The 24,128-nt window shown below is 73.1% G+C and carries 32 protein-coding genes; 18 read left to right on the top strand and 14 right to left on the bottom strand.

The window, feature by feature from the left end; translation table 11 throughout:
* Nucleotides 1-158: 158 nt before the first annotated feature.
* Together mqo and ASD18_RS16790 are read left to right on the top strand one after the other, a co-directional pair.
* Nucleotides 159-1,643 (top strand): malate dehydrogenase (quinone), encoded by a 1,485-nt coding sequence (gene mqo / locus ASD18_RS16795; protein ID WP_255355451.1) that lies wholly within the window; start codon nt 159-161, stop codon nt 1,641-1,643.
* Nucleotides 1,644-1,666: 23 nt separating this feature from the next.
* On the top strand, nt 1,667-1,930 hold the full coding sequence (locus tag ASD18_RS16790) for a hypothetical protein (protein WP_369817308.1): 264 nt from the start codon (nt 1,667-1,669) through the stop codon (nt 1,928-1,930).
* Here the strand turns inward: ASD18_RS16790 and ASD18_RS16785 are convergent.
* Genes ASD18_RS16785 through ASD18_RS16775 form a run of 3 tightly spaced genes read right to left on the bottom strand, consistent with a single transcriptional unit; the run spans nt 1,927 to nt 3,351 of the window.
* On the bottom strand, nt 1,927-2,271 hold the full coding sequence (locus ASD18_RS16785; protein ID WP_056094734.1) for a DUF2277 domain-containing protein: 345 nt from the start codon (nt 2,269-2,271) through the stop codon (nt 1,927-1,929). The two genes, ASD18_RS16790 and ASD18_RS16785, sit on opposite strands and share 4 nt — an antisense overlap.
* Before the next feature lie 10 nt (nt 2,272-2,281).
* Nucleotides 2,282-2,878, bottom strand: a complete 597-nt coding sequence (locus tag ASD18_RS16780) for a methylated-DNA--[protein]-cysteine S-methyltransferase (protein ID WP_056094731.1) — start codon at nt 2,876-2,878, stop codon at nt 2,282-2,284.
* A complete protein-coding gene (locus ASD18_RS16775) occupies nt 2,875-3,351 on the bottom strand; it encodes an RNA polymerase sigma factor (protein ID WP_200938630.1) in 477 nt (158 codons plus the stop codon). Before ASD18_RS16775 ends, ASD18_RS16780 begins: the two co-directional genes overlap by 4 nt.
* A gap of 62 nt (nt 3,352-3,413) precedes the next feature.
* Here ASD18_RS16775 and ASD18_RS16770 point away from each other — a divergent pair, with 62 nt between their 5' ends.
* From ASD18_RS16770 to ASD18_RS16740, 7 genes are all read left to right on the top strand, one after another.
* Nucleotides 3,414-4,394: a pirin family protein gene (locus ASD18_RS16770; RefSeq protein WP_056094726.1), complete on the top strand. Its 981-nt coding sequence runs from the start codon at nt 3,414-3,416 to the stop codon at nt 4,392-4,394.
* Entirely contained in the window at nt 4,391-4,876 is a 486-nt protein-coding gene (locus ASD18_RS16765; protein ID WP_369817307.1) for a YbaK/EbsC family protein, read from the top strand. The genes ASD18_RS16770 and ASD18_RS16765 overlap by 4 nt, the downstream gene beginning before the upstream one ends.
* Before the next feature lie 47 nt (nt 4,877-4,923).
* Nucleotides 4,924-6,597, top strand: a complete 1,674-nt coding sequence (locus ASD18_RS16760; RefSeq protein WP_056094723.1) for an FAD-dependent oxidoreductase — start codon at nt 4,924-4,926, stop codon at nt 6,595-6,597.
* Nucleotides 6,594-8,069 (top strand): ATP-binding protein, encoded by a 1,476-nt coding sequence (locus ASD18_RS16755; RefSeq protein WP_082574163.1) that lies wholly within the window; start codon nt 6,594-6,596, stop codon nt 8,067-8,069. Before ASD18_RS16760 ends, ASD18_RS16755 begins: the two co-directional genes overlap by 4 nt.
* The gene (locus ASD18_RS16750) at nt 8,066-8,410 is read left to right on the top strand and encodes a UBP-type zinc finger domain-containing protein (protein WP_056094719.1); all 345 of its coding nucleotides are present in this window, start codon (nt 8,066-8,068) and stop codon (nt 8,408-8,410) included. Before ASD18_RS16755 ends, ASD18_RS16750 begins: the two co-directional genes overlap by 4 nt.
* Before the next feature lie 146 nt (nt 8,411-8,556).
* The gene (locus ASD18_RS16745) at nt 8,557-9,564 is read left to right on the top strand and encodes an ANTAR domain-containing protein (RefSeq protein ID WP_156388054.1); all 1,008 of its coding nucleotides are present in this window, start codon (nt 8,557-8,559) and stop codon (nt 9,562-9,564) included.
* A 12-nt stretch (nt 9,565-9,576) separates the two neighbouring features.
* Nucleotides 9,577-11,472 (top strand): SpoIIE family protein phosphatase, encoded by a 1,896-nt coding sequence (locus tag ASD18_RS16740; protein WP_056094714.1) that lies wholly within the window; start codon nt 9,577-9,579, stop codon nt 11,470-11,472.
* 12 nt (nt 11,473-11,484) lie between these two features.
* Here the strand turns inward: ASD18_RS16740 and ASD18_RS16735 are convergent, their stop codons facing one another.
* Nucleotides 11,485-12,219: an anti-sigma factor gene (locus tag ASD18_RS16735; protein WP_056094711.1), complete on the bottom strand. Its 735-nt coding sequence runs from the start codon at nt 12,217-12,219 to the stop codon at nt 11,485-11,487.
* The gene (locus tag ASD18_RS16730; RefSeq protein WP_082574161.1) at nt 12,216-12,722 is read right to left on the bottom strand and encodes a sigma-70 family RNA polymerase sigma factor; all 507 of its coding nucleotides are present in this window, start codon (nt 12,720-12,722) and stop codon (nt 12,216-12,218) included. The genes ASD18_RS16735 and ASD18_RS16730 overlap by 4 nt, the downstream gene beginning before the upstream one ends.
* Nucleotides 12,723-12,875: 153 nt before the next feature.
* Between ASD18_RS16730 and ASD18_RS16725 the strand changes: the two genes are divergently transcribed.
* Nucleotides 12,876-13,385 (top strand): hypothetical protein, encoded by a 510-nt coding sequence (locus ASD18_RS16725; RefSeq protein WP_056094709.1) that lies wholly within the window; start codon nt 12,876-12,878, stop codon nt 13,383-13,385.
* A 57-nt stretch (nt 13,386-13,442) separates the two neighbouring features.
* Here ASD18_RS16725 and ASD18_RS16720 read toward each other — a convergent pair whose 3' ends face one another.
* Nucleotides 13,443-13,841: a VOC family protein gene (locus ASD18_RS16720; RefSeq protein WP_056094706.1), complete on the bottom strand. Its 399-nt coding sequence runs from the start codon at nt 13,839-13,841 to the stop codon at nt 13,443-13,445.
* Nucleotides 13,842-14,009: 168 nt separating this feature from the next.
* Here ASD18_RS16720 and ASD18_RS16715 point away from each other — a divergent pair, with 168 nt between their 5' ends.
* Both ASD18_RS16715 and ASD18_RS16710 read left to right on the top strand, forming a co-directional pair.
* Entirely contained in the window at nt 14,010-14,576 is a 567-nt protein-coding gene (locus ASD18_RS16715) for a DUF6529 family protein (RefSeq protein WP_056094703.1), read from the top strand.
* Nucleotide 14,577: 1 nt separating this feature from the next.
* Nucleotides 14,578-15,036: a Rieske (2Fe-2S) protein gene (locus ASD18_RS16710; protein ID WP_056094700.1), complete on the top strand. Its 459-nt coding sequence runs from the start codon at nt 14,578-14,580 to the stop codon at nt 15,034-15,036.
* A gap of 107 nt (nt 15,037-15,143) precedes the next feature.
* Here the strand turns inward: ASD18_RS16710 and ASD18_RS16705 are convergent, their stop codons facing one another.
* Nucleotides 15,144-15,353 (bottom strand): dodecin family protein, encoded by a 210-nt coding sequence (locus tag ASD18_RS16705; RefSeq protein WP_056094697.1) that lies wholly within the window; start codon nt 15,351-15,353, stop codon nt 15,144-15,146.
* A 193-nt stretch (nt 15,354-15,546) separates the two neighbouring features.
* On the opposite strand from ASD18_RS16705, the gene ASD18_RS16700 reads away from it, so the two are divergent.
* The 3 genes from ASD18_RS16700 to ASD18_RS16690 all read left to right on the top strand — a co-directional run bounded on the left by ASD18_RS16700 (nt 15,547) and on the right by ASD18_RS16690 (nt 16,871).
* Nucleotides 15,547-15,996 carry a DUF6325 family protein gene (locus tag ASD18_RS16700; RefSeq protein WP_200938629.1) on the top strand — a complete coding sequence of 150 codons (450 nt, stop codon included), beginning with the start codon at nt 15,547-15,549 and terminating at the stop codon, nt 15,994-15,996.
* Nucleotides 15,997-16,015: 19 nt separating this feature from the next.
* On the top strand, nt 16,016-16,309 hold the full coding sequence (locus ASD18_RS16695) for an SHOCT domain-containing protein (protein ID WP_056094694.1): 294 nt from the start codon (nt 16,016-16,018) through the stop codon (nt 16,307-16,309).
* A gap of 85 nt (nt 16,310-16,394) precedes the next feature.
* On the top strand, nt 16,395-16,871 hold the full coding sequence (locus ASD18_RS16690) for a PPOX class F420-dependent oxidoreductase (protein ID WP_056094691.1): 477 nt from the start codon (nt 16,395-16,397) through the stop codon (nt 16,869-16,871).
* A 7-nt stretch (nt 16,872-16,878) separates the two neighbouring features.
* Here the strand turns inward: ASD18_RS16690 and ASD18_RS16685 are convergent, their stop codons facing one another.
* From ASD18_RS16685 to ASD18_RS16655, 7 genes are all read right to left on the bottom strand, one after another.
* Nucleotides 16,879-17,619: a glycosyltransferase family 2 protein gene (locus ASD18_RS16685; RefSeq protein ID WP_056094688.1), complete on the bottom strand. Its 741-nt coding sequence runs from the start codon at nt 17,617-17,619 to the stop codon at nt 16,879-16,881.
* Nucleotides 17,616-18,200, bottom strand: coding sequence for a hypothetical protein (locus ASD18_RS16680; RefSeq protein WP_235522439.1), 585 nt, complete (start codon nt 18,198-18,200; stop codon nt 17,616-17,618). The genes ASD18_RS16685 and ASD18_RS16680 overlap by 4 nt, the downstream gene beginning before the upstream one ends.
* Before the next feature lie 7 nt (nt 18,201-18,207).
* Nucleotides 18,208-19,404: a zinc-dependent alcohol dehydrogenase gene (locus tag ASD18_RS16675; RefSeq protein WP_056094685.1), complete on the bottom strand. Its 1,197-nt coding sequence runs from the start codon at nt 19,402-19,404 to the stop codon at nt 18,208-18,210.
* Between the two features lie 37 nt (nt 19,405-19,441).
* The gene (locus tag ASD18_RS16670; RefSeq protein WP_056094681.1) at nt 19,442-19,669 is read right to left on the bottom strand and encodes a CDGSH iron-sulfur domain-containing protein; all 228 of its coding nucleotides are present in this window, start codon (nt 19,667-19,669) and stop codon (nt 19,442-19,444) included.
* Nucleotides 19,666-20,643: an iron-containing redox enzyme family protein gene (locus ASD18_RS16665; RefSeq protein ID WP_235522438.1), complete on the bottom strand. Its 978-nt coding sequence runs from the start codon at nt 20,641-20,643 to the stop codon at nt 19,666-19,668. Before ASD18_RS16665 ends, ASD18_RS16670 begins: the two co-directional genes overlap by 4 nt.
* A 237-nt stretch (nt 20,644-20,880) precedes the next feature.
* Nucleotides 20,881-21,321 (bottom strand): Hsp20/alpha crystallin family protein, encoded by a 441-nt coding sequence (locus ASD18_RS16660; RefSeq protein ID WP_056094675.1) that lies wholly within the window; start codon nt 21,319-21,321, stop codon nt 20,881-20,883.
* A gap of 156 nt (nt 21,322-21,477) precedes the next feature.
* Nucleotides 21,478-21,999: a hypothetical protein gene (locus tag ASD18_RS16655; protein ID WP_056094674.1), complete on the bottom strand. Its 522-nt coding sequence runs from the start codon at nt 21,997-21,999 to the stop codon at nt 21,478-21,480.
* Nucleotides 22,000-22,405: 406 nt separating this feature from the next.
* Here ASD18_RS16655 and ASD18_RS16650 point away from each other — a divergent pair, with 406 nt between their 5' ends.
* The 3 genes from ASD18_RS16650 to ASD18_RS16640 are packed head-to-tail and all read left to right on the top strand — an operon-like array spanning nt 22,406 to nt 24,065.
* Nucleotides 22,406-23,056, top strand: coding sequence for a hypothetical protein (locus ASD18_RS16650; protein ID WP_056094671.1), 651 nt, complete (start codon nt 22,406-22,408; stop codon nt 23,054-23,056).
* Nucleotides 23,053-23,463 carry a phage holin family protein gene (locus ASD18_RS16645; RefSeq protein ID WP_056094668.1) on the top strand — a complete coding sequence of 137 codons (411 nt, stop codon included), beginning with the start codon at nt 23,053-23,055 and terminating at the stop codon, nt 23,461-23,463. The genes ASD18_RS16650 and ASD18_RS16645 overlap by 4 nt, the downstream gene beginning before the upstream one ends.
* The gene (locus ASD18_RS16640; RefSeq protein ID WP_056094666.1) at nt 23,460-24,065 is read left to right on the top strand and encodes a DUF3618 domain-containing protein; all 606 of its coding nucleotides are present in this window, start codon (nt 23,460-23,462) and stop codon (nt 24,063-24,065) included. The genes ASD18_RS16645 and ASD18_RS16640 overlap by 4 nt, the downstream gene beginning before the upstream one ends.
* The last annotated feature ends 63 nt before the right edge of the window (nt 24,066-24,128 follow it).

The following is a 24,128-nucleotide window of genomic DNA, read 5'->3' as shown; positions in this document are numbered from 1 at the left end:
GGTGGGGGGCGCGTGACACGGACCCGCCGCCCACCCCGCTCCCGGGCCCGGCCCGCCGCACCGACCCCGCGGCGGGCCGGGACCTCGGTCCCTTGACGTAAGGAAGATCACACCCTGACGGACGGAAGGTATCTCGACGTCAACATACGATCGAAAACGTGCCAGAACGCGAAGAGACCATCGACGTCGTCCTCGTCGGGGGCGGGATCATGAGCGCGACCCTCGCCGCGCTGATCACCACCCTCGAGCCCACGTGGACGGTCGAGATCCACGAGCGGCGCCCGGCTCTCGCCGAGGAGAGCTCGAACGCGTGGAACAACGCAGGAACGGGCCATGCGGCCCTCTGCGAGCTGAACTACACGCCCGAGCGGCCCGACGGCTCGATCGACATCGCCAAGGCCGTGACGATCAACGAGCAGTTCGAGCTGTCCCGCGAGCTGTGGCACCACCTGGCGACCCACGACCGCCTCCCCGGCGGCGACGGCTTCCTGTCGACCACGCCGCACATGACGTTCGTGCGCGGCGCCGACAACGCGGACTACCTGCGCCGGCGCTTCGAGACGCTGCGCAAGCACCCCCTGTTCTCCGACCTCGAGTTCAGCACCGACCCCGCGCAGATCGCGCAGTGGGCGCCGTTGCTCGTGGACGACCGCGACCCGGCCGAGCCGATCGCGGCGACGCGCGCGGCGGCAGGTACCGACGTCGACTTCGGGCGGCTGACCCGCGCGATGATCGGTGACGCGGTCGACCGCGGCGCGCGGCTGCACCTCGAGAGCGAGATCACCCGGCTGCGCCAGAAGAAGGACGGCACCTGGTCGCTGCGGGTGGCCGACCGGCGCTGGAACGGCCACCTGCGCACCCGCAAGGTCCGCGCGCGGTTCGTGTTCGTGGGCGCCGGCGGTGGCGCCCTGCCGCTGCTGCAGAGCTCGGGGATCCCCGAGGCCAAGGGCTTCGGCGGGTTCCCGATCAGCGGGCAGTTCCTCAAGACCACCAACCCGCAGATCGTCGCCCGGCACCAGGCCAAGGTCTACGGCAAGGCCGACATCGGCGCTCCCCCGATGTCCGTGCCGCACCTGGACACCCGCGTGGTCGACGGCGGCACCGCGCTGCTGTTCGGGCCCTACGCCGGGTGGAGCATGAAGTTCCTCAAGGGCGGCTCGTGGACCGACCTGATCCGGTCGATCCGCCCGGGGAACGTGGTCCCCATGCTCGCCGTGGGCCTGCGGAACCTCGACCTGCTCCAGTACCTGATCGGTGAGGTGACCGCCACGGACACCAGCCGTCTGCGCACGCTGCGCGCGTTCATGCCGACCGCGCACCCGCGCGACTGGGAGCTGGTCACCGCCGGGCAGCGCGTCCAGGTGATCAAGAAGGACAAGGCCAAGGGCGGGGTGCTGGAGTTCGGCACCGAGCTGGTCACGTCCGCGGACGGCTCCATCGCGGGCCTGCTCGGCGCCTCCCCGGGGGCGTCCACGGCGGTCGCGACGATGCTCGACCTGCTCGCGCGGTGCTTCCCGGAGCGCTCCGACGCCTGGCAGCCGCGCCTGCGCGCCATGATGCCGAGCCTGGGTGGCGCCGCGTGGGACGAGTCGTTCGAGCTGGAGCACCTCGCGGACGACGAGCAGGTGGGGTCCGAGCGCTGACCGTGATGCGCGAGGATGGGGCTGTGACCGACCCCGTCGAAGCCGTCAGCGCAGAGATGCGCCACGCCAAGGTCCGCGCGGCCACCGACCACACCACGGTCGGCCAGGTGATCACCACGGACGACGGGCGCGTCACCATCGCCTGCGCGTGCGGCATGGAGCTCACCAACGGCCCCACGTGGTCGCTCGACGAGCACATCCGCCTGCACCGCGCCGAGGCCCGGTTCCTGGCCCTCGCCGCCGTCGCCCCGCAGGGCATCCCCCGTCTGGTGCGCTGGCCGCTCTAGGCGGTCGCGTGCTCGAGCTCGTCCTCGTCCTCGTGCTCGTGGGGCAGCCCGAGCTCGTGCGCCCGTTCGTGGGCCTCCCGCGCGGCGATCCGTGCCTGCACGTCGGCCCGGCGCAGCGGCGGCACCGTGGTGGGCGGCTGGCGGCGCTGCGGCAGCTCGTCGAGCAGGCGGGCGGTGATCGCGGCGACCTCCCGGACGGCGGCCTCGAACGGCTCACGCGTGGCGTCGCTGAGCGACTGGACGCCCGTGACCTTGCGGACGTACTGCCGCGCGGCGGCCTCGATCTCCTCCGAGGTGGCCGGCGGCTCGAGCCCTCGGAGCGTGGTGATGTTCCGGCACATGGGAACGACGCTACGCCGCGACCCCGACACGCGTCTCGAGGTCGAGCAGCGTCAGCTTGGCCGCCGCGCCACCGGCGTACTGCCCGGGCGAGCCGTCGGAGCGCACCACGCGGTGGCACGGAAGCACCACGGGCAGCGGGTTGAGCGCGCACGCGGTGCCGACCGCCCGGACGGCGCGCGGGCTCCCCGCCAGACCGGCCATCTCGGCGTAGCTGGCGGTGTGCCCGTACGCGATGTCGGGCAGATGCAGGACGACGTCGCGCCGGAAGCCGCGCAGCAGCTGCAGGTCGAGCGGCAGGTCGAAGGTGGTGCGCCGCCCGGCGAAGTACTCGTCGAGCTCCCGGGCCACGTCGTCCAGCCGCTCCGGCGCCTCGAGCACCCGCGGGCTCACCGTGGAGGCGAGCGCGGTGAGGACGGCGTCGTGGTCCTGCACGCCGAACGCGACGCGGACCAGTCCGACGGGCGTGCGGGCGAGCAGCAGCGGGCCGACCGGGCTGTCCACGGTGCGGTAGGCCACGTCGAGCAGACCGTCCGCCGCGGCGCGGGCCGCCAGGTCACGGTGCAGCCGGGCGAGGTCGGCGTCGTCCACGTCGAGAAAGTAGGTCATGACTCCTCCTGGTCGATCGCCGGGTAGGTCCTGCGCAGGGTCGCGACGCCGTCGGACGCCGCCCGCCGTGCCGCAGCCGCGGTACCGCCGACGAGGGCGGCGACGTCGTCGTAGGGCAGCCCGCCGAGATGGTGGTAGGCGACCACCTGCCGCTGCTTCGTCGGCAGCGCGGCCAGGGCCGACCACAGGTCCAGGTCGCGCCCCTGCGCGGCGACCGGGCGGTCGGGGACGTCGGCGACCGGGAGGGCGTGCCGGGCGGCGCGCCGGACGATGTCGATCGCCTTGCGGTGCGCGATCGTCACCAGCCAGGCCTCCACGTTGGCGTCGGGCGAGAGGTCCGGGTAGGAGCGCAGGGCAGCGAGGAACGTCTCCGACCACGCGTCGTCGGCGTCGACCGGACCCACCACCGCGCGGCACACACGCAGGACGGTGGCACCGTGGACGGACACCACACGCTCGAAGGGTTCCTTCACGCTCACAGTGTGCAGACGCGCCAGGTCCCCCGCGCGTGAGGTTCGACTTTTACAGTGGGCCCATGACGAACCTCGAGGTGCGGCCCGTGCCCGAGCTCTGCGACCTCGTCCCGTCCCGTGGGCCCGTCGTGGAGCTGCACGAGGCGCGCGACGTCCCGCTCGGTGGCGTGCGTGCCATGCGGGTGCGGCGGACCCTTCCCCAGCGCGCCCTGCCGATGGTCGGCGCCTGGTGCTTCCTCGACGAGTTCGGCCCGCAGCACGTCGACATGCGGGTGCTCCCCCACCCGCACACCGGCCTGCAGACGGTCACCTGGCCGGTGGCCGGCGAGATCCTGCACCGGGACAGCGTCGGGTCCGAGGCTGTGGTCCGCCCCGGGCAGCTCAACCTCATGACGGCCGGGCACGGGGTCTCCCACTCCGAGTTCTCGCTCGGCTCCGAGCCGCTGCTGCACGCGGTCCAGCTGTGGGTGGCGCTGCCGGACGGGGTGGCCGACGGCGCACCGGGGTTCGTGCAGGTGAGCGGGCTGCCCGTGTGGGACGCGCCCCGCGCCCGCGCGACCGTCTTCGTGGGCGACCTCGACGGTTCCTGGTCGCCTGCGCGCGTGCACACGCCCCTGCTCGGCGCGGACGTCGTCGTGGATCCGGGCGCGGACGTCGAGATCCCGCTGGTGCGCGGGTTCGAGCATGCCGTGCTGCTGCTCTCCGGCACCGCCGAGGTGGCCGGGACGCCGCACACCACCAGCGGCCTGCTCTACCTCGGCGACGGACGCGACCACGTGCGGGTCCGGTCGCGCGACGGCGCCCGGCTCCTGCTGCTGGGCGGCGCCCCGTTCGCGCACGACCTGGTGATGTGGTGGAACTTCGTCGGTCGCACCCATGCCGACATCGCCCAGGCGCGCGCCGAGTGGGAGTCCGACGACCGCGCCGAGCGCTTCGGGGTGGTCGCCGGCCACGACGGTGCACGGATTCCCGCCCCCGAGCTGCCCAACATCCGCCTCCAGCCGCGCCGTCGGCTCCCCCGCACCCCGCAGGAGAACCCGTGACCGACCTGTCCCACCTGCCGACCCGCTCCCGCCTGGTGGCCAACGCGCTCGCCGACGCCGGCGTGGTCGGCAGCGTCGTCGCGCTGCCCGACTCCGCCCGGACCGCTGCCGAGGCCGCAGCCGCGCTGGGGATCGAGGTCGGGGCCATCGCCAACAGCCTGGTCTTCTGGGCCGACGAGCGACCGTTGCTGGTCCTGACCAGCGGGCGGCACCGCGTGGACACCGCTGCGCTGGCACGCCAGCTGAGCCGCTCGCACATCGGACGAGCGACCCCCGAGCAGGTGCGAGCCGCCACCGGCCAGGCGATCGGCGGCGTCGCGCCGCTCGGTCACCCGCACCGGATCGAGACGGTGGTGGACGTGGCGCTCGCGGACTACCCGCAGGTGTGGGCGGCCGCAGGGACGCCGCACACCGTCTTCCCGACCACGTTCGACGAGCTGGTCCGCATCACCGGCGGCGCCGCACTGGTGGTGGGCGACTGACCCGGTCGCCCGCACCGCAGCACACTGGGCACGACGAAGGGAACCGCGTGGAAGGCACCTCGACCCGCAAGCCGGCGCTCCTGACCGTGGACGACGACCCGGCGGTCAGCCGCTCCGTGGCACGGGACCTGCGGCGGCGCTACGGCGACGCGTACCGGGTGGTCCGCGCCGACTCCGGCACGCTCGCCCTGGACGCCCTGCGCGAGCTCAAGCTCCGGGGCGACCAGGTGGCGGTCCTGCTGGCGGACCACCGCATGCCGGGGATGACCGGCATCGAGTTCCTCGAGCAGGCCATGGACATCTACCCCCAGGCGCGCCGCGTGCTGCTCACCGCGTACGCCGACACCGACGTCGCGATCGACGCGGTCAACGTGGTGGACCTCGACCACTACCTGCTCAAGCCCTGGGACCCGCCGGAGGAGAAGTTCTACCCGGTGATCGACGCGCAGCTCGAGGCGTGGAACGCGAACCCCCCGAGGACCGTCGCCGAGACGAAGGTGGTGGGGCACCGCTGGTCGGCGCGCTCGTCGGAGGTCCGCGAGTTCCTCGCCCGCAACCAGGTGCCCTACCGCTGGTACTCCTCCAACTCGCCCGAGGGGAGGCGGCTGCTGGACGTGGCGGGAGCCGACGAGAGCCGGCTGCCCGTGCTCGTGACCACCGAGGGGACGGTGCTGCTCTGCCCGACGGACGGCGAGATCGCTGCGCAGGTCGGGCTCGCGGTCAGCCCGGCCGAGCGGTTCTACGACCTCGTCGTCATCGGCGGTGGCCCCGCCGGCCTCAGCGCGGCGCTGTACGGGGCGTCGGAGGGGCTGCGGACCGCACTCGTCGAGCGGAGCGCGACCGGCGGCCAGGCGGGACAGAGCTCGCGGATCGAGAACTACCTCGGGTTCCCCGACGGGGTCTCCGGGGCGCAGCTGACCGACCGGGCCCGCCGGCAGGCGCTCAAGTTCGGGGCGGAGATCGTGATGACCCGGGACGCGGTCGGGCTCGAGGTCAAGGGCGCGGCCCGGTCGGTGCGGTTCGACGACGGCACCTCCGTGGACGCCCACACCGTGATCGTGGCCAGCGGGGTCGCCTACCGGGAGCTCGACGGACCCGGGATCGGCGCCCTGACCGGCCGCGGGGTCTACTACGGGTCGGCCCTCACGGAGGCCACCGCCTGCGAGAACCAGGACATCTACGTGGTCGGCGGCGCCAACTCCGCGGGCCAGGCGGCCATGTACCTGTCCCGGCACGCCCGGTCGGTGACGCTCGTCGTCCGGGCGGCGTCGCTCTCGTTGTCGATGTCCCGGTATCTGGTCGAGCAGGTCGAGTCGAACGAGCGCATCCGCGTGCGGACGCAGAGCGAGGTGGTCGAGGCCGTCGGCGACGACCACCTCGAGCGGATCGTGCTGCGGGACACCGCGACCGGGCAGAAGGAATCTGTGGACACCGGTTGGTTGTTCGTGTTCATCGGGGCCGCTCCACTGACCACGTGGCTCGACGGCACCGTCACCCGCGACGAGCACGGCTTCGTGTGCGCAGGCCATGACCTGCTGGTCGAGGGCAAGGTGCCGGACGCGTGGCCGCTGGACCGACCCCCGTACCACCTGGAGACCAGCGTCCCCGGGGTCTTCGCGGCCGGCGACGTGCGCGCCGAGTCCGCCAAGCGTGTGGCGTCCGCCGTGGGCGAGGGCGCCATGGCCGTGATGCTCGTCCACCGCTACCTGGAGCAGCTGTGACCACCACCGAACCGATCGCGACGACCGTCCGCACGCAGCTGGCGTGCGACATCGACGAGCTGCGCACCCTCTTCCTGTTCGAGCACCTGAGCGACGAGCAGCTGCTCTGGCTGTGCTCACGCGGGCACGTGGAGGTCATCGACCCGGGCGTGCTCTACCGCGAGGGCGATCCCGCGACGGACTTCTACGTCATGCTCGAGGGCTCGCTGGCCATGTACCGGCGCGTGGGGGCCGACGACGTCGAGATCGCGCGGACGAGCCAGGTGGGGGTCTACGCGGGTGCCTGGGCCGCGTACCTGGGCGAGCGGGTCCCCCAGACCTACACGCAGACCCTGCGGGTGCTCGAGCCGTCCCGCTACTACGTGCTCGCCGCGGCCGACTTCGCCTCCTTCATGGACGACTGGTTCCCCATGGCGGTGCACCTGCTCGAGGGGCTGTTCTTCGGTCAGCAGAGCTCGCAGGCGGCGACCGGCCAGCGTGAGCGGCTGCTGGCGCTCGGCTCGCTCTCGGCGGGACTCACCCACGAGCTCAACAACCCGGCGGCCGCCGCGACCAGGGCGACGTCGACCCTGCGCGAGCGCGTCGCGGGGATGCGGCACAAGCTCGCGATGCTCGCGTCCGGGATCTACGACCGGGAGCAGCTGGAGCAGATCATCCACCTGCAGGAGAAGGCCGTGAAGGCTCTGGCGCGTCAGCGCGCGTCCGAGGTCGTCCCGACCGCCCTCGAGGTGTCCGACCTCGAGGACGCGCTGGGCGAGTGGATGGACGAGCACGACATCAGCGGCGGCTGGGAGCTGGCCCCCAACTTCGTCGCCGCCGGCCTGGGACCCGAGTGGCTCGACGCCGTGGCCTCGTGGGTGGGGCCCGACGTGCTCGAGGGCGCCGTGCGGTGGCTCTCGTACACGCTCGAGACCGAGTCGCTGATGAACGAGGTGGAGGACGCCACCTCGCGGATCTCCGCGTTGGTCGGTGCTGCGAAGCAGTACTCGCAGATCGGCCGCGCCCCCGACCAGACCGTGGACGTGCACGAGCTGCTCGACAGCACCGTCACCATGCTCGAGCGGCAGCTGGGCGAGGGCATCACGGTGGTCAGGGACTACGACCGCACGCTGCCGCCCATCCACGTGTTCGCGGCCGAGCTGAACCAGGTGTGGACCAACCTCATCGACAACGCCGCGCAGGCGATGGAGGGCGCCGGCACCCTCACGCTCCGCACGCGCCGGGTCGACGACTGGCTCGAGGTCGAGGTCGGGGACACCGGACCGGGCATCCCGGACGGCGTGGTGGACCGGATCTTCGAGCCGTTCTTCACCACCAAGCCCGTCGGCTCCGGCACGGGGCTCGGGCTGGACATCTCGTGGCGGATCGTCGTGGGCAAGCACCACGGCGACCTGACCGTCACCTCCGTGCCGGGCGACACCCGCTTCCGCGTCCGGCTGCCCTACTCCTCGACGGAAGGACCCACCCCGTGACCGAGACCCTCATCGACCCGACCGTCCCCCCGAGCGGCACCGGCTGCGTGGAGTGCGACGCCACCGACGGCTGGTGGTTCCACCTGCGCCGCTGCGCCACCTGCGGTCACGTGGGCTGCTGCGACACCTCGCCGTCCCAGCACGCCACCGCGCACTTCCGGGAGACCGGCCACCCGGTGATGCGCACGTTCGAGCCCGGCGAGGACTGGTTCTGGTCCTACCCGGCTGACGACTACACCGACGGCCCCGCGCTCGCCGCACCCGAGCACCGCCCGCTGGAGCAGACCGTGCCCGGCCCGTCGGGTCGCGTCCCGGACGACTGGCGCCGCCGCCTGCACTGACGTCCTCGACGGGTAACCCGCGCGATCGTGGCATACGCTGCGGTCGCACCACGGCGGGCGCCAGCGCCCGACCGGCGCACCGGGTTCAGCCTCGAGCCCACGTACCGAGCTTCCGCCCCGCCTGCTGGGGCTTCGCGGAGGATGTCGTGCCCACTCCCACTGCCGCTCGTGCCGAGGTCGGTCGGTTCAGCTACACGGCTCCGACGGGTCGATGGACCTGGTCGGACGGGATGTTCGTGATCCACGGCATGTCACCGGGCGACGTGGTGCCGACCCTCGCGCTCATGTCGAGGCACATCCACCCGGAGGACCGCGGTCAGGTCCTGGACGCCCTCGGCCGGTGCGGTGTCGACGGGGAGCCGTTCGGCTGCCACTACCGGCTGCTCGACCTCGGCGGGGCCGAGCGCTCCGTCACCCTGACCGGCGCCGGCGCCACCGACGACGGCGGCCTGCGGACCGTCACCGGGTTCCTCGTGGACATCACCGCGGCCCAGCGAGACGCGGTCGCGCACCGCGTGAACGAGGAGCTCACGCAGGCGCTCCGCTCCCACGCCGTCATCGACCAGGCCAAGGGCGCCTTCATGCTCGGCTACGGCATCGACAGCGACTCCGCGTTCGAGCTGCTGCGCTGGGGCTCCCAGCAGCGCAACGTCCGGCTGCTGACACTGGCGGAGCGCATCGTCGCCGCGGTCGAGGTGGGCGGCGGCCTCGGCTCGGACACCCGCCAACGGCTCGACGACTTCTTCTTCGCCAGCCTCGACGAGAGTGCCGGCGAACCTGCTGCCCAGCGCACGAGCCCGACCCTCGGGATCACCTTCGACACCGCCGGTGACGTCCCGCTGGTCAAGGTCGAGGGTCCGGTCGACCTGGCGACGGCGCACCAGCTGACCGCGGCCGTCACGCAGCTGATGATCGCCGCTCGCGAGGTCGGCGCGATGGTCGTCGACCTGCGCGACGTGACCCATCTGGGCTCGGTCGGTGTGTCGGCTCTGACCGCCGCCCACCGGCGGAGTGCGTCCGCAGGTGTGAGGATGCGTATCGTGCTCTCCCCCGGGACCAGCCTCGGCCTGGCCGGAGCGCACGGGCTGGACGTCATCAGCGCACCCGCCGACGACGGCGCGAGCACGAACGGACGCGCGATCCCCACGAGCTGAGGAGCGGAGCCGATGGCGCCCGACGCCTACGTCGACCAGGACGCCGTGCTCTCTGCCTTCGACGTCTCCCCCGGCGTCCAGCTGGTGGTCCGTACCGACGACCTGCGGATCGTCGCCGCGAACCAGGGCGCCCGTGACGCCCTCCAGCGTGGCCCCCTGCTCGACGTCAGCCTGTACGACCTGCGCGACCCGGGCCTGGAGGCGCTGGTCGCGGCCCTGACGCAGGTGGCGCGCGGCGGGGAGCCGTTCCACGACGACCAGGTCTCGGTGGTCCCCGACTGGTCGGACCCGGCGTCGGGGATCTGGCTCGACCTGACCGTCACGCCCTGGCGTGACGCCGACGGGACCGTGCTGGGCGCGGTCGCCGCGGGGATCGACATCACCACCGCCGTCCGGGCCGCCACGCTCGAGCGCACGGGAGCCGCGACCGCCGACCGACGTCTGGCGCGTGCGCGCGAGGTCGTCCTCCGGCTGCAGGGTGCGCTGCTCCCGTCCACGGTCCCCCTGCTCCCCCGCGTGGACGTCGCGGCGTCGTACCTGGTCGCGGGCCTGGAGCAGGCGGCCGGTGGCGACTGGTTCGACTCCGCGACGCTGCCCGACGGGCGCGTGTCGCTGACCGTCGGCGACGTGGTGGGCCACGGCGTGGAGGCGTCCGCGATCATGAGCCAGCTCCGGGCGGTGCTGGCGGCCCGCCTCCTGGAGGGCGCCGGGATCCCGAGCGCGCTCGAGGCCGTCGAGGCGTTCGCCGGGCGCGTCTCGGGCGCCTTCGCCGCCACCCTGTGCGTCGCCCTCCTCGATCCGCACACGGGCGACCTCGAGTACGCCACGCGCGGCCACCCCGCCCCCCTGGTCGTCGGCCCGGACGGTGCACACCTGCTGCCCACCACCGGCGACGGGCCGCTCGGCTCCCGGACCAGCGGCAGCGTGCTGACCGCGAACCTGCCGGACGGGCACGCGATCCTCCTGTTCACCGACGGGCTCGTGGAGAACATCCACCGGCCGGTGCGGGACGGGCTCGCAATCCTCGAGCGCACGGCGTTCGACGCGTACCGCGACTCGGCCGGAGGGCAGTCGGTGGCGGGGCGCATCTGCCAGGTGGTGCCCCGCGTGCTGACGGACGACGGGTTCACGGACGACGTCACCGTGCTCGCCGCTCACCGCCGACGCGCCCCCGAGCCGCTCGACCTGAGCGTCCCCGCCGACCCGCGCCAGCTGGCCGGGGCACGCAGCGCGGTGGACGGCTGGGGACTCGGCATCGGTCTGGGCTCCCGCGACCGGTCGGCCCTCGTCCTCGGCGTCAGCGAGGTGATGGCCAACGCGATCGAGCACGCCTACCGCGGGGAGTCAGACGGGACCGTGGACCTGCACGCGACCATCCGGGACGACGCGATGATCGAGGTCGTGGTGCGGGACCACGGGCAGTGGCGGGAGCCCGACCGCGACCCCGGAGACCGGGGCCGCGGCTTCAGCATGATGGCGTCCGCGGGCCTCCAGGTGGACGTGGTGACCAGTCCCGACGGCACCACCGTGACGCTCGAGTGCCCGGCTCGTCGGCCCGCGCCCGTCGACCAGGCGGACGCCGTCGCGGAGTCCGTCCGGTTGGCTGCCGCCCCCCTGGTGATCAGCGCGGACCCGTCCGAGGCGCACGTGGTGCGCGTCGGGGGCGCGGTCGACCACCGAGCGGCAGCGGCGCAGGTCGAGGCCGAGGTGCTACGACGCTCCCGCAACGGGCTCGTGCCGGTGACGGTCGACCTGGAGGGCGTGGTGCACCTCGGCAGTGCCGGGGTCCGCGTCCTCGAGTCGCTCCTGCGGACGACGGACCAGCTCAACGTCGTCGCACCGCCCGGGACCCCGGCGGCGCAGACGCTCGATGTCGCAGGGACACCGTTCCGACCCTCGCTGCCCTGACGGTCCCGCTCGTCACGTCTCCGCGGCCGCCACCGCCGCGTCGGAGCCCTGCACGCGGATCTCCACCCGCTGGATCGTGCCAGTGGGGATGCTCGACGAGGCTCCGAGCCCCCGAGCGCCGCCGTTGAGCGCGCGCCAGGTGGCCACCACGGTGCTCCTCCCGTCCGCGTCCACCAGGACCAGCTCGTACGTGGCGTCGGTACCGTACGGTCCGGGATCGGCGGGGTAGCGGCACTCCCAGTCGATCCGGGTGCCCCAGGCCTTCTGCTGCAGGGTGAGGTTCGCGGTCACGGCCACGGACCCGACGGGTTCCAGCTGCAGGGCGGTGATCTGGCTGGTCGCCGACGGTGACTGCGACGCGACCGGTGCTCCCGCGTCGACGGGCCGACCGAGGAGGACGCCGGCGATCCCGCCGAGCAGCAGCAGGGCCGCGGCTGCTCCGACGAGGCCCGCCGTGCGGCGTCGACGGTCCCGGTGCGCGGCCCGGGCGAGGGTCGCCAGCTCGACCACCTCGGCGTCCGGCGCACCGCCGAGTGCCTCCGCCTCGTCCGGGGTCACCATCCGGAGCAGCCCCGGCAGCCCGACGAGGTCGGCCACGGCCGCCTGACAGGCGTCGCACGTGCGCAGGTGCTCCTCGAAGGTGCGCCGCTCCTGCGGGCCGAGCGCTCCGAGGACGTAGGCGGCGTCCCAGTCACGGAACGGGTCGTCGCCCGGGCCGTACCGCTCGTCCGCGTCCCGGCCGGTCATGCGGACACCCCTCTCTCCTGGAGCGCGAGCCGGAGCGCGCGCAACGCGTAGTGCAGGCGGGACTTGACGGTGCCCTCGGGGATCTCGTGCTCGGCGGCCAGCTCCGCCACGGACCGACCCCGGTAGTAGGCACCCACGACGACCGCCCGGTGCTCCGGCGTCAGCTGCTCGAGGGCGTCCGCGACCAGCCAGCTGTCGAGCACGGCCTGCGACCCGTCGGGCTGGACCGAGTCGGGTGTCTGGTCGGTGGTCCGCTCCCGCACGTGCCGCGCGCTCCTGCGGTCGTCGATGACGAGGTTGCGCACCACGGTGTAGAGCCACGCACGGGTCGCGTCCTGCTCCCTGGCCAGCACCTCGGGGTGCTTCCACGCCCGCACCATCGCCTCCTGCACGACGTCCTGAGCGAGTGCGTGGTCGCCCGTGAGGCGCACGACGTAGTGCTGCAGCGGGCGCGCGTAGGCCTGGTGGAGAGCGCGCAGGAGCGCGTCGGGTTCCTCGGCCACGCCGCCTCCTTCCCCGCTGTCGCGTCGTCCTACCCGGTCAACGATGCACCCGTGCCCGAGGTTCACCGCACGGTGAACCTGCACGCTCCCCGCCTCGTGGTCCCAGGTAGCAGGTCCCGGGGGCGGGACCGGCACCGACCAGAGGAGACCACCGTGCGACGGACCATCACCCTCACGATCACCGCTCTCGTGGCAGCGGCCACCCTGACCGCGTGCGGGGGCTCCGGCGACGACACCGAGGAGCCCGCGAGCGAGGTCACCACCTCGGAGGAGTCCCCCGCCGAGGAGACGCCCGCCGAGGAGATGTCCACCGACCTCGCGACGGCGGAGTCGTCGCTGGGCACCATCGTCGTGGACGGCAACGGCATGACCGCGTACTACTTCCTCAAGGACACCAAGGACTCCGGCACGAGCGCCTGCTCGGGCGACTGCGCGACCGCGTGGCCGGCCATCACCACGGAGTCCGACACTCCCACGGTCACGGGAGTGACGGGTGAGGTGGGGACCATCACCGGCACCGACGGCGCCCAGCAGATCACCATCGACGGGCGGCCGATCTACACGTTCGCCCAGGACACCGCACCGGGCGACGTCAAGGGTCAGGGCGTGAACGACGTCTGGTACGTCATCGCCCCGGACGGGTCGGAGATCGACGACGACTGACACAGGTACCGGGCGGCGACCTCCGCGGTCGTCGCCCGGCGCCCCCGCCGCGGACCCTCAGCCCGCGGCGTCCGCCGGGTGCGTCTCGACGTTGAGGACGTTCCCGTCGGGGTCGGCGAACCAGGCGGCCCGCATCTCTCCGTCGGACAGGACTCCGTCGGTCCAGGTGACGTCGCCGGGCAGGTCGAACGTCTGGAGCTCCACGCCCGCAGCACGCAGCGCGTCCACCTCGGCGTCGAAGGCGTCGGTCGGGAGCTGGAACGAGATCGCGGTCGCCCTGTTGGTGCCGGCGTAGGCGGACGGGTACACGAGGAACCCGCCGTTGGACGTGCCGTAGACGACGCCGTCGGGCACCTCGCCCGCGCTGGTGAAGCTGAGCGTCCCCTCGTAGAACGCGCGTGCTCGCTCCATGTCGGTGACGGCGAGCACGGGCATCGAGGCGTGGTCGGAGAGCATGGGTGTCCTCCCGTGCGGGCCCGCCGTCCGTCGGCGGACCGGCACATCGACGCTAGAACCACGCCGGACATCCGTCCAGGGTCCCTGCACATCTGTGCAGCACCTCACCCACCCGCGGGTCGCCGGCAGGGCTACCGCTGCACACCCTCCGGGCACCACGATCGACGGGTGAGCACCGCGACGCGCGCGGCGGACCTGCCGCCGCAGTGGGGGCTGGCTGCGCTCGGCGCCGTCGGCCTGGCGGTCGCGGCCGCGCTGGCCGGCTACGCCCAGGTGCACCCCGGCGACGGTGCCGCCCTCACCACCCTCGGGTTCAGCGGCATGCTCCAGATGAAGTCGTGGCTCACCACCGCCGCCGCCGCCCTGGTCGTGGTGCAGCTCCTGTCCGCCCTGGCGATGTGGGGCCGGCTGCCGGGCGTGACGGACGCCCCCGGCTGGGTCACCGGCCTGCACCGCTGGAGCGGTACGGTCGCGTTCCTGCTCACGCTGCCGGTGGTGTTCCACTGCGTCTGGTCGCTCGGGTTCGAGGATGAGTCCACCCGCGTGCTGGTGCACTCGGTGGCGGGCTGCGTGTTCTACGGGGTCTTCGCCGCCAAGATGCTGGCGCTGCGCCTGCACCGTCTGCCCTCGGCCGCGGTCCCCGTGCTGGGCGGCCTCCTGGCGGGCGTCCTCGTGGTCCTCTGGTTCAGCTCCGCGCTCTGGTTCTTCGGCCAGAGCGGGTACGTGAGCTACTGACGTGGACACCCCGGAGGTCGGTCGGCGGTCGGTGCTCGAGGGCGCCGGCGTCGCTCTCGCGGCCGGCGCCCTGGGGTACGTGGGGTTCGCCACGCTCGGCCCGGCACCGGGCGCGGACGACGACGACCAGTACTCCACCGGCTCGGACGTCGAGCAGGACGACGACGTCGACTCCCACCGGCTCGCCGCCGTGGACGACATCCCGGACGGCGGCGGCATCGTCATCGCCGACGAGAAGCTCGTGCTCACGCGCGACGGCGACACGGTCCGGTGCTTCTCGGCGGTCTGCACGCACCAGGGGTGCCTGGTCGGCGGCGTGCGCGACGGAGAGATCCGGTGCCCGTGCCACGGCAGCGCGTTCGACGCCGCCACCGGAGCGGTGGTCCAGGGGCCCGCGACCGAGCCGCTCGAGGCCGAGGAGATCGAGGTCACCGACCAGGGCGAGGTGCTGCGCGCATGAGGTCGTTCTGGACGCGGCTGCCCACGCTCGTGTGGATCGCGGGTGCCGGACTCACCGTGGGTGCGCTGCTCGCCGCCCTGCGGGGGTGACGGCCGACCGCCTCCGGGCTACTGGTCCAGGACGAACGTGACCTCGAGGACCACCTGGTAGGCGGTGATCTTCCCGTCGGACACCTCGACCTTCTGGTCCTTGACCCAGGCACCCTGCACGTTGCGCAGCGTGGTCGATGCCCGCTCGATCCCGCCGCGGACGGCGTCCTCGAAGCTCGTGTCGGAACGGGCACTGATGTGCGTGATGCTGGCGACGGTCGTGGACATGGGGTCTCCTCGTCGAGTCCGTGTGCGGACCTCCAGCCTTCACCCGAGCCACCGCCGCCGCAATGGGGATGCGGCCCCTGGACACGCGAAGCCCCGGTGGTACGTTTCCGGAGTATTGGGACTTCGGGCGGCAGCGTCTCTCCCCGCCCCAGCCCCGTGACAGATCTCAGCCGACGATGGCGAGGGGACGGTCATGACAGAGGACCTGGCAGGGTTCGAGGAGATGGGGCCGATCGACTACGTGGTGGTCGCGTTTCCCCGGGCACACTTCACCGGTGAGGCGTTCCCCCTCCTGATCGACCTGGTCGAACGCGGCATCATCCGCATCCTCGACCTCGTGTTCATGCAGAAGGCGGCGGACGGCACGGTCACCGCGCTCGAGCTCTCCGAGCTGCGCGACGGCGGCGTCGACCTGACGATCTTCGAGGGCGCGTCGTCGGGCCTGCTCGATGACGACGACCTGAGCGAGGCGGCGAACGCGCTGGAACCCGGTGACGCGGCCGGGGTGTTCGTCTACGAGAACGTCTGGGCCGCACCGTTCGCGGTCGCCCTCCGTCGCGCCGGCGGCCAGCTGGTCGCCGGCGGACGCATCCCGGTGCAGGCGATCATCGCCTCCCTGGACGCCACCGAACCCGTCGCCTGACCCCGTCGAGGAGGACACCATGCCCGGACTGATCCGAGGCGTCGCACGCACCGCCGCCATCGCGGGGACGGCCACGGCCGTGTCGAACCGGGTGTCCCGGCGCCAGGCCGGACGCTGGGCCGCCCAGGCGGAGCCCGAGCCGCAGTACGCCGCTCCGCCGCCTGCTCCGGCCTACGCGCCGCCCCCGGCCCCCGCGACACCCGACATGGACGAGAAGCTTGCCCAGCTCGCGCAGCTCGGCGCGCTGCGGGACTCGGGCGTGCTCAGCGACACCGAGTTCGAGGTGCAGAAGAACCGCATCCTCACCAGCTGACGCCACGCCCGCGCGGGCGGTCCGACCCGGCGAGCAGGCGGTGCGTCGTCGGGCGTCTGCCCGCGGCGGCTCCTAGCGTGGGGGCATGCCCCGATCCATCGCCACCACACGCACCGTCGACCTCGCCGGACTGCTCGACTTCGTCCGCGACCGCCACAGCTTCGTCCTCGTGACCACCCGCGGCGACGGGCGGCCCCAGGTCTCTCCGGTCTCGGGTGGCGTCGACGACCGCGGCCGGCTGGTGATCTCCACCTACCCGGGACGGGCGAAGGCGGTCAACGCGGAGCGGGACCCGGCGGTGAGCGTGTGCGTCCTGTCCGACGACTTCGGCGGCGCCTGGGTGCAGGTGGACGGGGACGCCGAGGTACTGCACATGCCGGAGGCCGAGGACGCCCTCGTGGACTACTACCGGTGCATCGCCGGGGAGCATCCCGACTGGGAGGAGTACCGCGCCGCCATGCGGGTGCAGGGCAAGTCCCTGATCCGGATCACGCCCACCCGGTGGGGCCCGGTCGCCACCGGCGGGTTCCCCGCCGACGTCGCCGCCCGCCTGGACGGCTGAGCGGCCCTCACCGCGCGAGTCGAGCCCGCCAGCGGTACCACGGCGGGGACACCTGCCAGTTGAGCCGCAGCGTCCGCCACGCCCGGTCGAACCGCCGCACGCGCTGCGCGTGGCCCCGCAACGACCGGGCGGACACGCCCACCCGCAGCGCGGGGTCGAAGCGGATCCGGCGGCCGGGTCCGAGCGCGAAGGCGAGATCCAGGTCGTCGTGCACCTCGGGGTCGTCGCGGCTGACCAGCGTGCGGACCGCCAGCCAGGACGAGCGGCGGATCGCCATCGACGACCCCCACAGGGTCGTGTGGCCGAGCGCCAGGTGCGCGAGCACGTAGTACGAGCCGAGGTAGGCACCGCTGGCCGCCCCGCGCGCCCACGCCGGCAGGTCGACGAACTCCCCCGAGCCGGTCACGGCGTCGAGGTCCGGGCGCTCCGCCATGCACGTCGCGATCCGCTCCACCCAGTCCGGGTCGGGACGCGAGTCCGCGTCGAGCCGCGCGATCACCTCTCCGTCGACGTCGTCGTACCCGGTGGCCGCCGCCGAGGGGATGCCGATCCGGGGCTCGGACACGACGCGGGCGCCCCACGCCACCGCGACTGCCGCGGTCTGGTCCGTCGAGCCGTTGTCCACCACGAGCACCTCCCGCGGGGTGACCGTCTGGCGAGCCAGGAGCGCGAGGCACTCGGCCAGGGCGACCGCGTCGTCACGCGCGGGGATGACCACGGAGACCGTGGGCAGCGTGGGCCCGGTCACGATCGCCGAGCCAGCACGACCGCCGCGACGACGCTGCCCGCGAGCCCGGCAGCGAGGTCGCCGACGGTATCCGCATAGCCGACGTAGATGCTCGGGTCCAGGAACGTGTGACCCGCCCACTCGCCGATCTCCCACAGCACCGCCGCCGTGGCACCGAGCCCCGTCACCAGGACGATCCGGTCCGGTGCGTCCGCGGGGTCGGTGATCACCCGCCAGCGCACCAGCGCGAGAAGGACCATCACGGCGACGAGGCCCGTGGCGACCGCGTGCACCGCCAGGTCGAGCCAGTCCACCGCGGCGTACCACTCCAGCTGGGCCGCCCACGCCGCGAACAGGAGCGTCACGCAGTACGCGACGTCCAGCCCGGCCGGAGCGCCGATCGCGCGCGGGATCAGCGTCCCGCCGAGCACGAGGAGGAAGAGCGCGCACGCGACGAGCCCCGCCCGCCAGGTGCCGACGACGACGCTCGCCACCGCCATCGCCCGGACCACGTCGCCCGCGACCACCAGCCAGTCCCCACGACCGCCGCGCGCCCCCGACGCAGACTGCCGCGGCCCGACGACGCCGTCCACGATCCGCACGGGGAGCTCAGGCCGCGGCCGGGTCGAGCACGACCTTGATGCAGCCGTCGGCCTTCTTCTGGAACATCTCGTAGGCCTCGGGAGCCGTCTCGAGCGGCACCCGATGGGTCCGCAGATCAAGGACGCCCAGGGGGTCCGCGGCATCCGACACGAGAGGCAGCAGGTCGTCGATCCACCGCTTCACGTTGGCCTGTCCCATCCGCAGCGTCAGGCCCTTGTCGAACAGCTGCATCATCGAGATCGGGTCCGCCGCTCCGCCGTAGACACCGACGATCGAGACCGTGCCGCCGCGCCGGACCACGTCGAACGCTGTCTGCAGGGCCGCCAGGCGGTCCACACCGGCCTTCTCGATCATGGTCGCGGCCACTCCGTCCGGCAGGATCCCCGCCAGCCGCTGCGCGCCCGCGGCGACAGGTGATCCGTGCGCCTCCATGCCGACGGCGTCGATCGCGGAGTCGACTCCCCGCCCTCCGGTCAGCGCGCGGACCGCGTCCGTGACGTCGTCGACCTTGCTGACGTCCAGCACGTCGATCCCGTGCCGTGCGGCCATCTGCAGCCGTTCGGGGACCAGGTCGAGGCCGATCACGCGGGAGGCCCCACGGTGCGCGGCGATGCGGGCCGCCATCTGGCCGATCGGACCGAGACCCACGACGGCGACCGTGCCGCCGGCCGGGACGGCGGCGTACTCAACCGCCTGCCACGCGGTCGGCAGGACGTCCGACAGGAACAGGTACCTCTCGTCAGGGCTGCCGTCCTGGGGGACCACGACCGGCCCGAACTGTGCCTGAGGCACCCGCAGGTACTGCGCCTGCCCGCCCGGGACCTGCCCGTAGAGCTTGCTGAACCCGAACAGTGACGCGCCCGTGCCCTGCGAGCGGACCTGCGTGGTCTCGCACTGCGCGAACAGTCCCCGGGAGCACATCCAGCACGTGCCGCAGGAGATGTTGAACGGGATGACCACCCGGTCCCCCGGTCGGAGCGTCCCGCCGCCGGGGCCGACCTCCTCCACCACGCCCATCGCCTCATGGCCGAGCACGTCGCCGGCGTCGAGGTACATGCCGAGCACGGCGTACAGGTGCAGGTCGGAGCCGCAGATCGCGGTCGACGTGACGCGGACGATCGCGTCGGTCGCCTCGACGATGCGGGGATCCGGCACCGTCTCCACGCTCACCTTCTCGTGGCCTTGCCAGGTCAGTGCGCGCATGTCGGGGCCTCGGTCTTCTGCTCGTGGAGGGTGTCGGTCAGGGTGCGGTGAAGCCGATGGCCTTGTGCGTCCCGTCGCAGTACGGCTTGATCGCGGACGCGCCGCAGCGGCAGAGGGCCACGGTCGAGCGACGGCGCGGGATCGGCTGCCCGGTGTCGTCGGTGATCGTCACGTCGCCCCGGACGAGGATCGGACCGTCCGGGCACGCCACGATCGACGGCGTCCGGCCAGGTCGGCGGTCCGCGGGCCGGTCGGAGGCGGTCATGCGGTCCGCAGCGAGGAGACGCCGGCTTCCCAGGCGGTGAGCAGGTGCTCGCCGACCACCTCGTCGAGGTACAGACACGTCGCGGCACCGAACAGGACGTCGTGCAGCAGCTCCGGCTCCTGCTGGACCAGGGCACCCGCCAGGTCGCGCCCGGCGATCTGCTCGTGCACGGCGTCCGCCTCGACGTGCTCGTCGAAGTACTCCGTCGTGCCCTGGTCGAAGCCGTGGCGGCGGAACCCGTCGCCGTAGAGCCTGTTCGGCAGCGAGGACGTCATCTCGAAGGCGGCGAGGTGTCCGGCGGTCGCACCCCGCCACCGCCTGTGCAGCCCGAACAGGGACATCACGTTCACGCCGGCCAGGGTGACCGCGGGGACCTGCTCGATGTAGGCGCCGTACTCCGCGTCCAGCGCCGCGCCCCGCATGGTCCGCGCGAACAGCTCGCAGTGCATCCGCTCGGGGTCGCCACCGCCGTACTCGTCGGCCTGGATCTCCACCAGCGCGGACTTCGGGCGTCCGACGAGGCGCGGGATCGCCCACGTGTGGGGGTCCGCCTCCTTGAGCTGGTAGACCGACCGTTGCACCAGGAGCTCGCGGAGCTGCTCCAGGCTCGCCCGCTTCGCCACGTACCGAGCGACGCTGGGCCCTGGGCTCGGCGCCGTCAGAGCGAACAACGCCTCGGCGACCGCTCCCCGTTCAGGTGCGATCTCCTCAGGGACGTCCACACGCTCGGACAGGTGCTGCTCGAGCGCGGACTCGATGAGTCGCCGGGCACCCAGCACCTCGGGCGCCCACTCCCAGTCGTCGTCGACGCCCTCGAAGCCCCGGTAGAAGAGCTCGTACATGACGTAGAGCGTCAGCTGGACGTCCTCGTCCGACAGCAGGTCGACGGAGTGCGCGAGCACCCGCCGGGTCAGGGGCGCCAGCTCTCCGGCGCCCGCAGCCCCGTCGAGAGGAGTGCTCAGAACCTCCGTCACGGCACGACTCAGAGGCCCTCGCGGGCTGGGTAGTTTCACGGCCGGTCCTTCTCGACGCGGGAGTCCCTCCAGCCCGAGCCTGGAGCGGGGGACGCCTGCGAACAGCCTCACACGTGTCGCGGCAGCCGCAACCGGGGACAGGGGTGGTGGCGGGGGCGCGGGCCTCGGCTCGCCCGCACAAGGCGTGCCCTCGTCGCCCGGTGGTGCTCTCGCACCCGAGCGCCCCCGCCACGACCGTCAGGCGACGGCGTCGCTCCCCGACGTGATCGCGGCCGTGTCACCGGCGTGCTGCACCTCGATGCGCCGCGGCTTGGCGTCCTCGGCGACCGGGATGGTCAGGGTGAGCACCCCGTCGGAGTAGGTCGCCGAGATGGCGTCCAGCGCGAGGCCGCGACTCACGGTGAGCTGTCGCGCGTAGGTGCCGACCGGGCGCTCCTTGGCCAGCCACTGCACGTCCTGCTCGGCGCGAGCAGTGCGCTGCGCGCGGATGGTCAGCGTGCGGTCCTCGACGTTCACGTCGATCGTTCCCGGGTCGGCGCCCGGCAGGTCCACGTGGAGCACGTAGTGGTCGCCCGAGCGGTACAGATCCATCGGCATGGTCGCCGACGCCCGTTCGGCCGTCAGCACCTGGGCGAACAGGCGGTCGAACTCCTGGAACGGGTCGAATCGCGTAGCCATGACCCCACCTCCTCTGCGTCGAGGGCGCCGGACCGTCCGGGCCCCGGGTGTCGTCCGACTCCGTGGCCGGACTGGCTACAACAGAAGAAATAGCACTCTCGCCCTGGGAGTGCCAGTGGTGGGGACGGGTCGTTCGCGCGCGGCGAACGCCCGCCGTCAGGCCTCGCTCACGTCGTGCATGCCGGCCGCGACACGGTCGCGTGCGACCGCCGCCAGTTGCTCCAACAACTCGATCTGGGCGAGCCCGCGCCGGTCGAGCTCCTCGAACCGTGCGCGCTCCAGACCGAGCGCGCCGCTCCAGGACGCGAGCGAGTCCCAGAGGCCTCGCTTGGCATTGACGCCGCCGCGCAGGAGCTCGAGCTCGAGCAGCGCGGACAGGGGCGACGCCGAGGTGAGGCGCCCGTTGGGCTTGAGGCGGCCGACCCGCTCCCCGGCCGCGGCTCCCACGGACTTCCACCGGCTCAGCCGGAGCCCGAGACTCTCCGAGAGCTCGAGCAGGAGCACGCGCTCCCCCTCCAGCTCCTCCGCGAAGCTCCCGATGGGGCCGCCCAGCGGTGTGCTGTCGTATGCCCGCGCCATCCGCCGCGACCTGGCGATCGCCCCGGTCGCGCCGGCGACGTGGTCGGACAGGTAGATCCTCAAGAGCCGGGGGTCGACGTCGACCCGGTGCGGAGCCATCGGTCCTCCTCGGAGTGCGCGCGCTCGGACGGCGATGGGGCCCGACCGTACCCGCGCCAGCACGGGACGCAACCGGCGGGGTCCCGCTCCGCCGAACCAGCAGGAGCTGGACGACTCGGGTGGCGAGCGGGGAACGACGGGCTTAGCGTCCGACGAGCCGGATCGACATCGTCACCGGCACACCGTCACCCGGGACAAGAAGCGTCGCCGGGGCAGGGCACGGGCCCGGGCGCAGGAGCGCAGGCCCGCGCACACGCTTGATCGCGGTTCGGCCGCGATCGGCCTGGACCCATGCGGACGGATGCGCGGCAGAAACCCCGCGCCCCTCAACCCCTCTCGGATCGGTTGCGCCCGGCCACGGCGGCTGGGCTGTCCGCCGTCCGACGACTCGAGATGAGACCGCACCATGACCGACGACTACACCAGCAGCTATCCCCTCCCGGAGAACGGGAGCACCGCGGACACCGCGAAGGAGCAGGCCAGCACCCTCAAGGCGAAGGCAACCGACGCCGGCGGGCACCTGCTCGACGACGCGAAGGGCGAGGCCGCGGCGGTCACCCACGAGGCCCGGCGCCAGCTGGGAGACCTCTGGTCGCAGGCCCGCACCGAGGTGACCGGGCAGGCCGCCACCCAGCAGTCCCGGCTCGCCGGCGGACTGACCTCCGTGGGCGGTCAGCTGTCGCAGATGGCGTCCGCCCCGACCGAGCAGAACCTCGCCACCGACCTCGTGCGCGAGGTGGGCGACAAGGTGGACGCCCTCGGCCGCTGGCTCGAGGGCCACGGGCCGGACGAGGTGCTCGACGAGGTCCGCAGCTTCGCCCGGCGCCGCCCGGGCACGTTCCTCGTCATCGCCGCCGGGGCCGGCGTCGTGCTCGGCCGGCTCACCCGCGGCCTCAAGGACGCGCCGCCCGCCACGCCCGCCCCCGCGCCGGTGCGCACGTCGGTGACCGAGCCCCTGCCTGTCTCGGCGTACTCGGACCCCGTGGAGGAGCGTCCCCGCTTCACCGACGAGCTCGCGACGCCGGTCCCCGGCGCTTCCATGTGGGACCAGCGATGACCGACCCCGTCGGCGCTCCCCCGCGACCGTCCGTCGGCGACCTGCTCGGCGACGTCACACGCGACATCTCGACCCTCCTGCGCCAGGAGGTCGAGCTGGCCAAGGCGGAGATCCGCCAGTCCGCGAAGGCGGCGACCAAGAGCGGCTCGATGTTCGCGGGCGCCGCGGTGGCCGGCCACTTCGTCCTGCTGTTCCTGTCGATCGCCCTGTGGTGGGCGCTCGGCGACGCGATGGAGTCCCTGGGCTGGTCCGCGGTGATCGTCGCGGTGCTCTGGGCGATCGTGGCCGCCGTCCTCGCCGCGCGCGGTCGCGCCGAGACGAAGCGCGTCTCCGGTCTGCCGCAGACCACCGACACCGTCAAGAAGATCCCGAACGCCCTGCAAGGTCACGAGGAGAAGAACGCATGAGCACCGACCCGGACCAGATCCGCGAGGACATCGAGCGCACGCGTGCTGAGCTCAGCTCGGACGTCGACGCCCTGACCGACAAGGTCAGCCCCAGCCAGGTGGCGCAGCGGCAGGCGGACAAGGTCCGCTCCGCGGTGACGGACGTCAAGGACCGCGTCATGGGCGGCGTGTCCAGCGGCGCCGACTCCGCAGGCCACGCGGCCTCGAACGTCGGTGACGCTGCCTCGCAGCTCCCGCACGCCGCCAAGGACAAGACCCGGGGCAACCCGCTCGCCGCCGGTCTGGTGGCGTTCGGCGCGGGGTGGCTGATCTCGTCGCTGCTGCCGAGCACGCGGCAGGAGCAGCAGCTGGCGCAGTCCGCGAAGGAGCAGGCCGCGCCGTTGGTCCAGGAGGCGAAGGACGTCGCCCAGGGCTTCGCCGACACGCTGCGTGAGCCGGCGCAGGAGGCGGCGGCCGCGGTCAAGGACCGTGCCGCGGAGGCCGGGTCGACACTGCGCGACGAGGGCCGCTCGGCCGTCGACGACCTGCGCGCGGACGCCACCGACGCGGCGGACGCCGTGAAGGGCGCCCACGCCGCCGACGACACCCCGCGCGGCTACTAGAGGACCCGCGCGACGGGGCACGGCGTGGTGCCCCGTCGCGCGTCCTGTCCGTCAGCATCGACC

The organism is Cellulomonas sp. Root137, assembly GCF_001426725.1.
GTDB lineage: Bacteria > Actinomycetota > Actinomycetes > Actinomycetales > Cellulomonadaceae > Cellulomonas.
The sequence above is the reverse complement of the archived record's forward strand: the minus strand, read 5'-3'. Positions and strand labels throughout refer to the sequence as shown.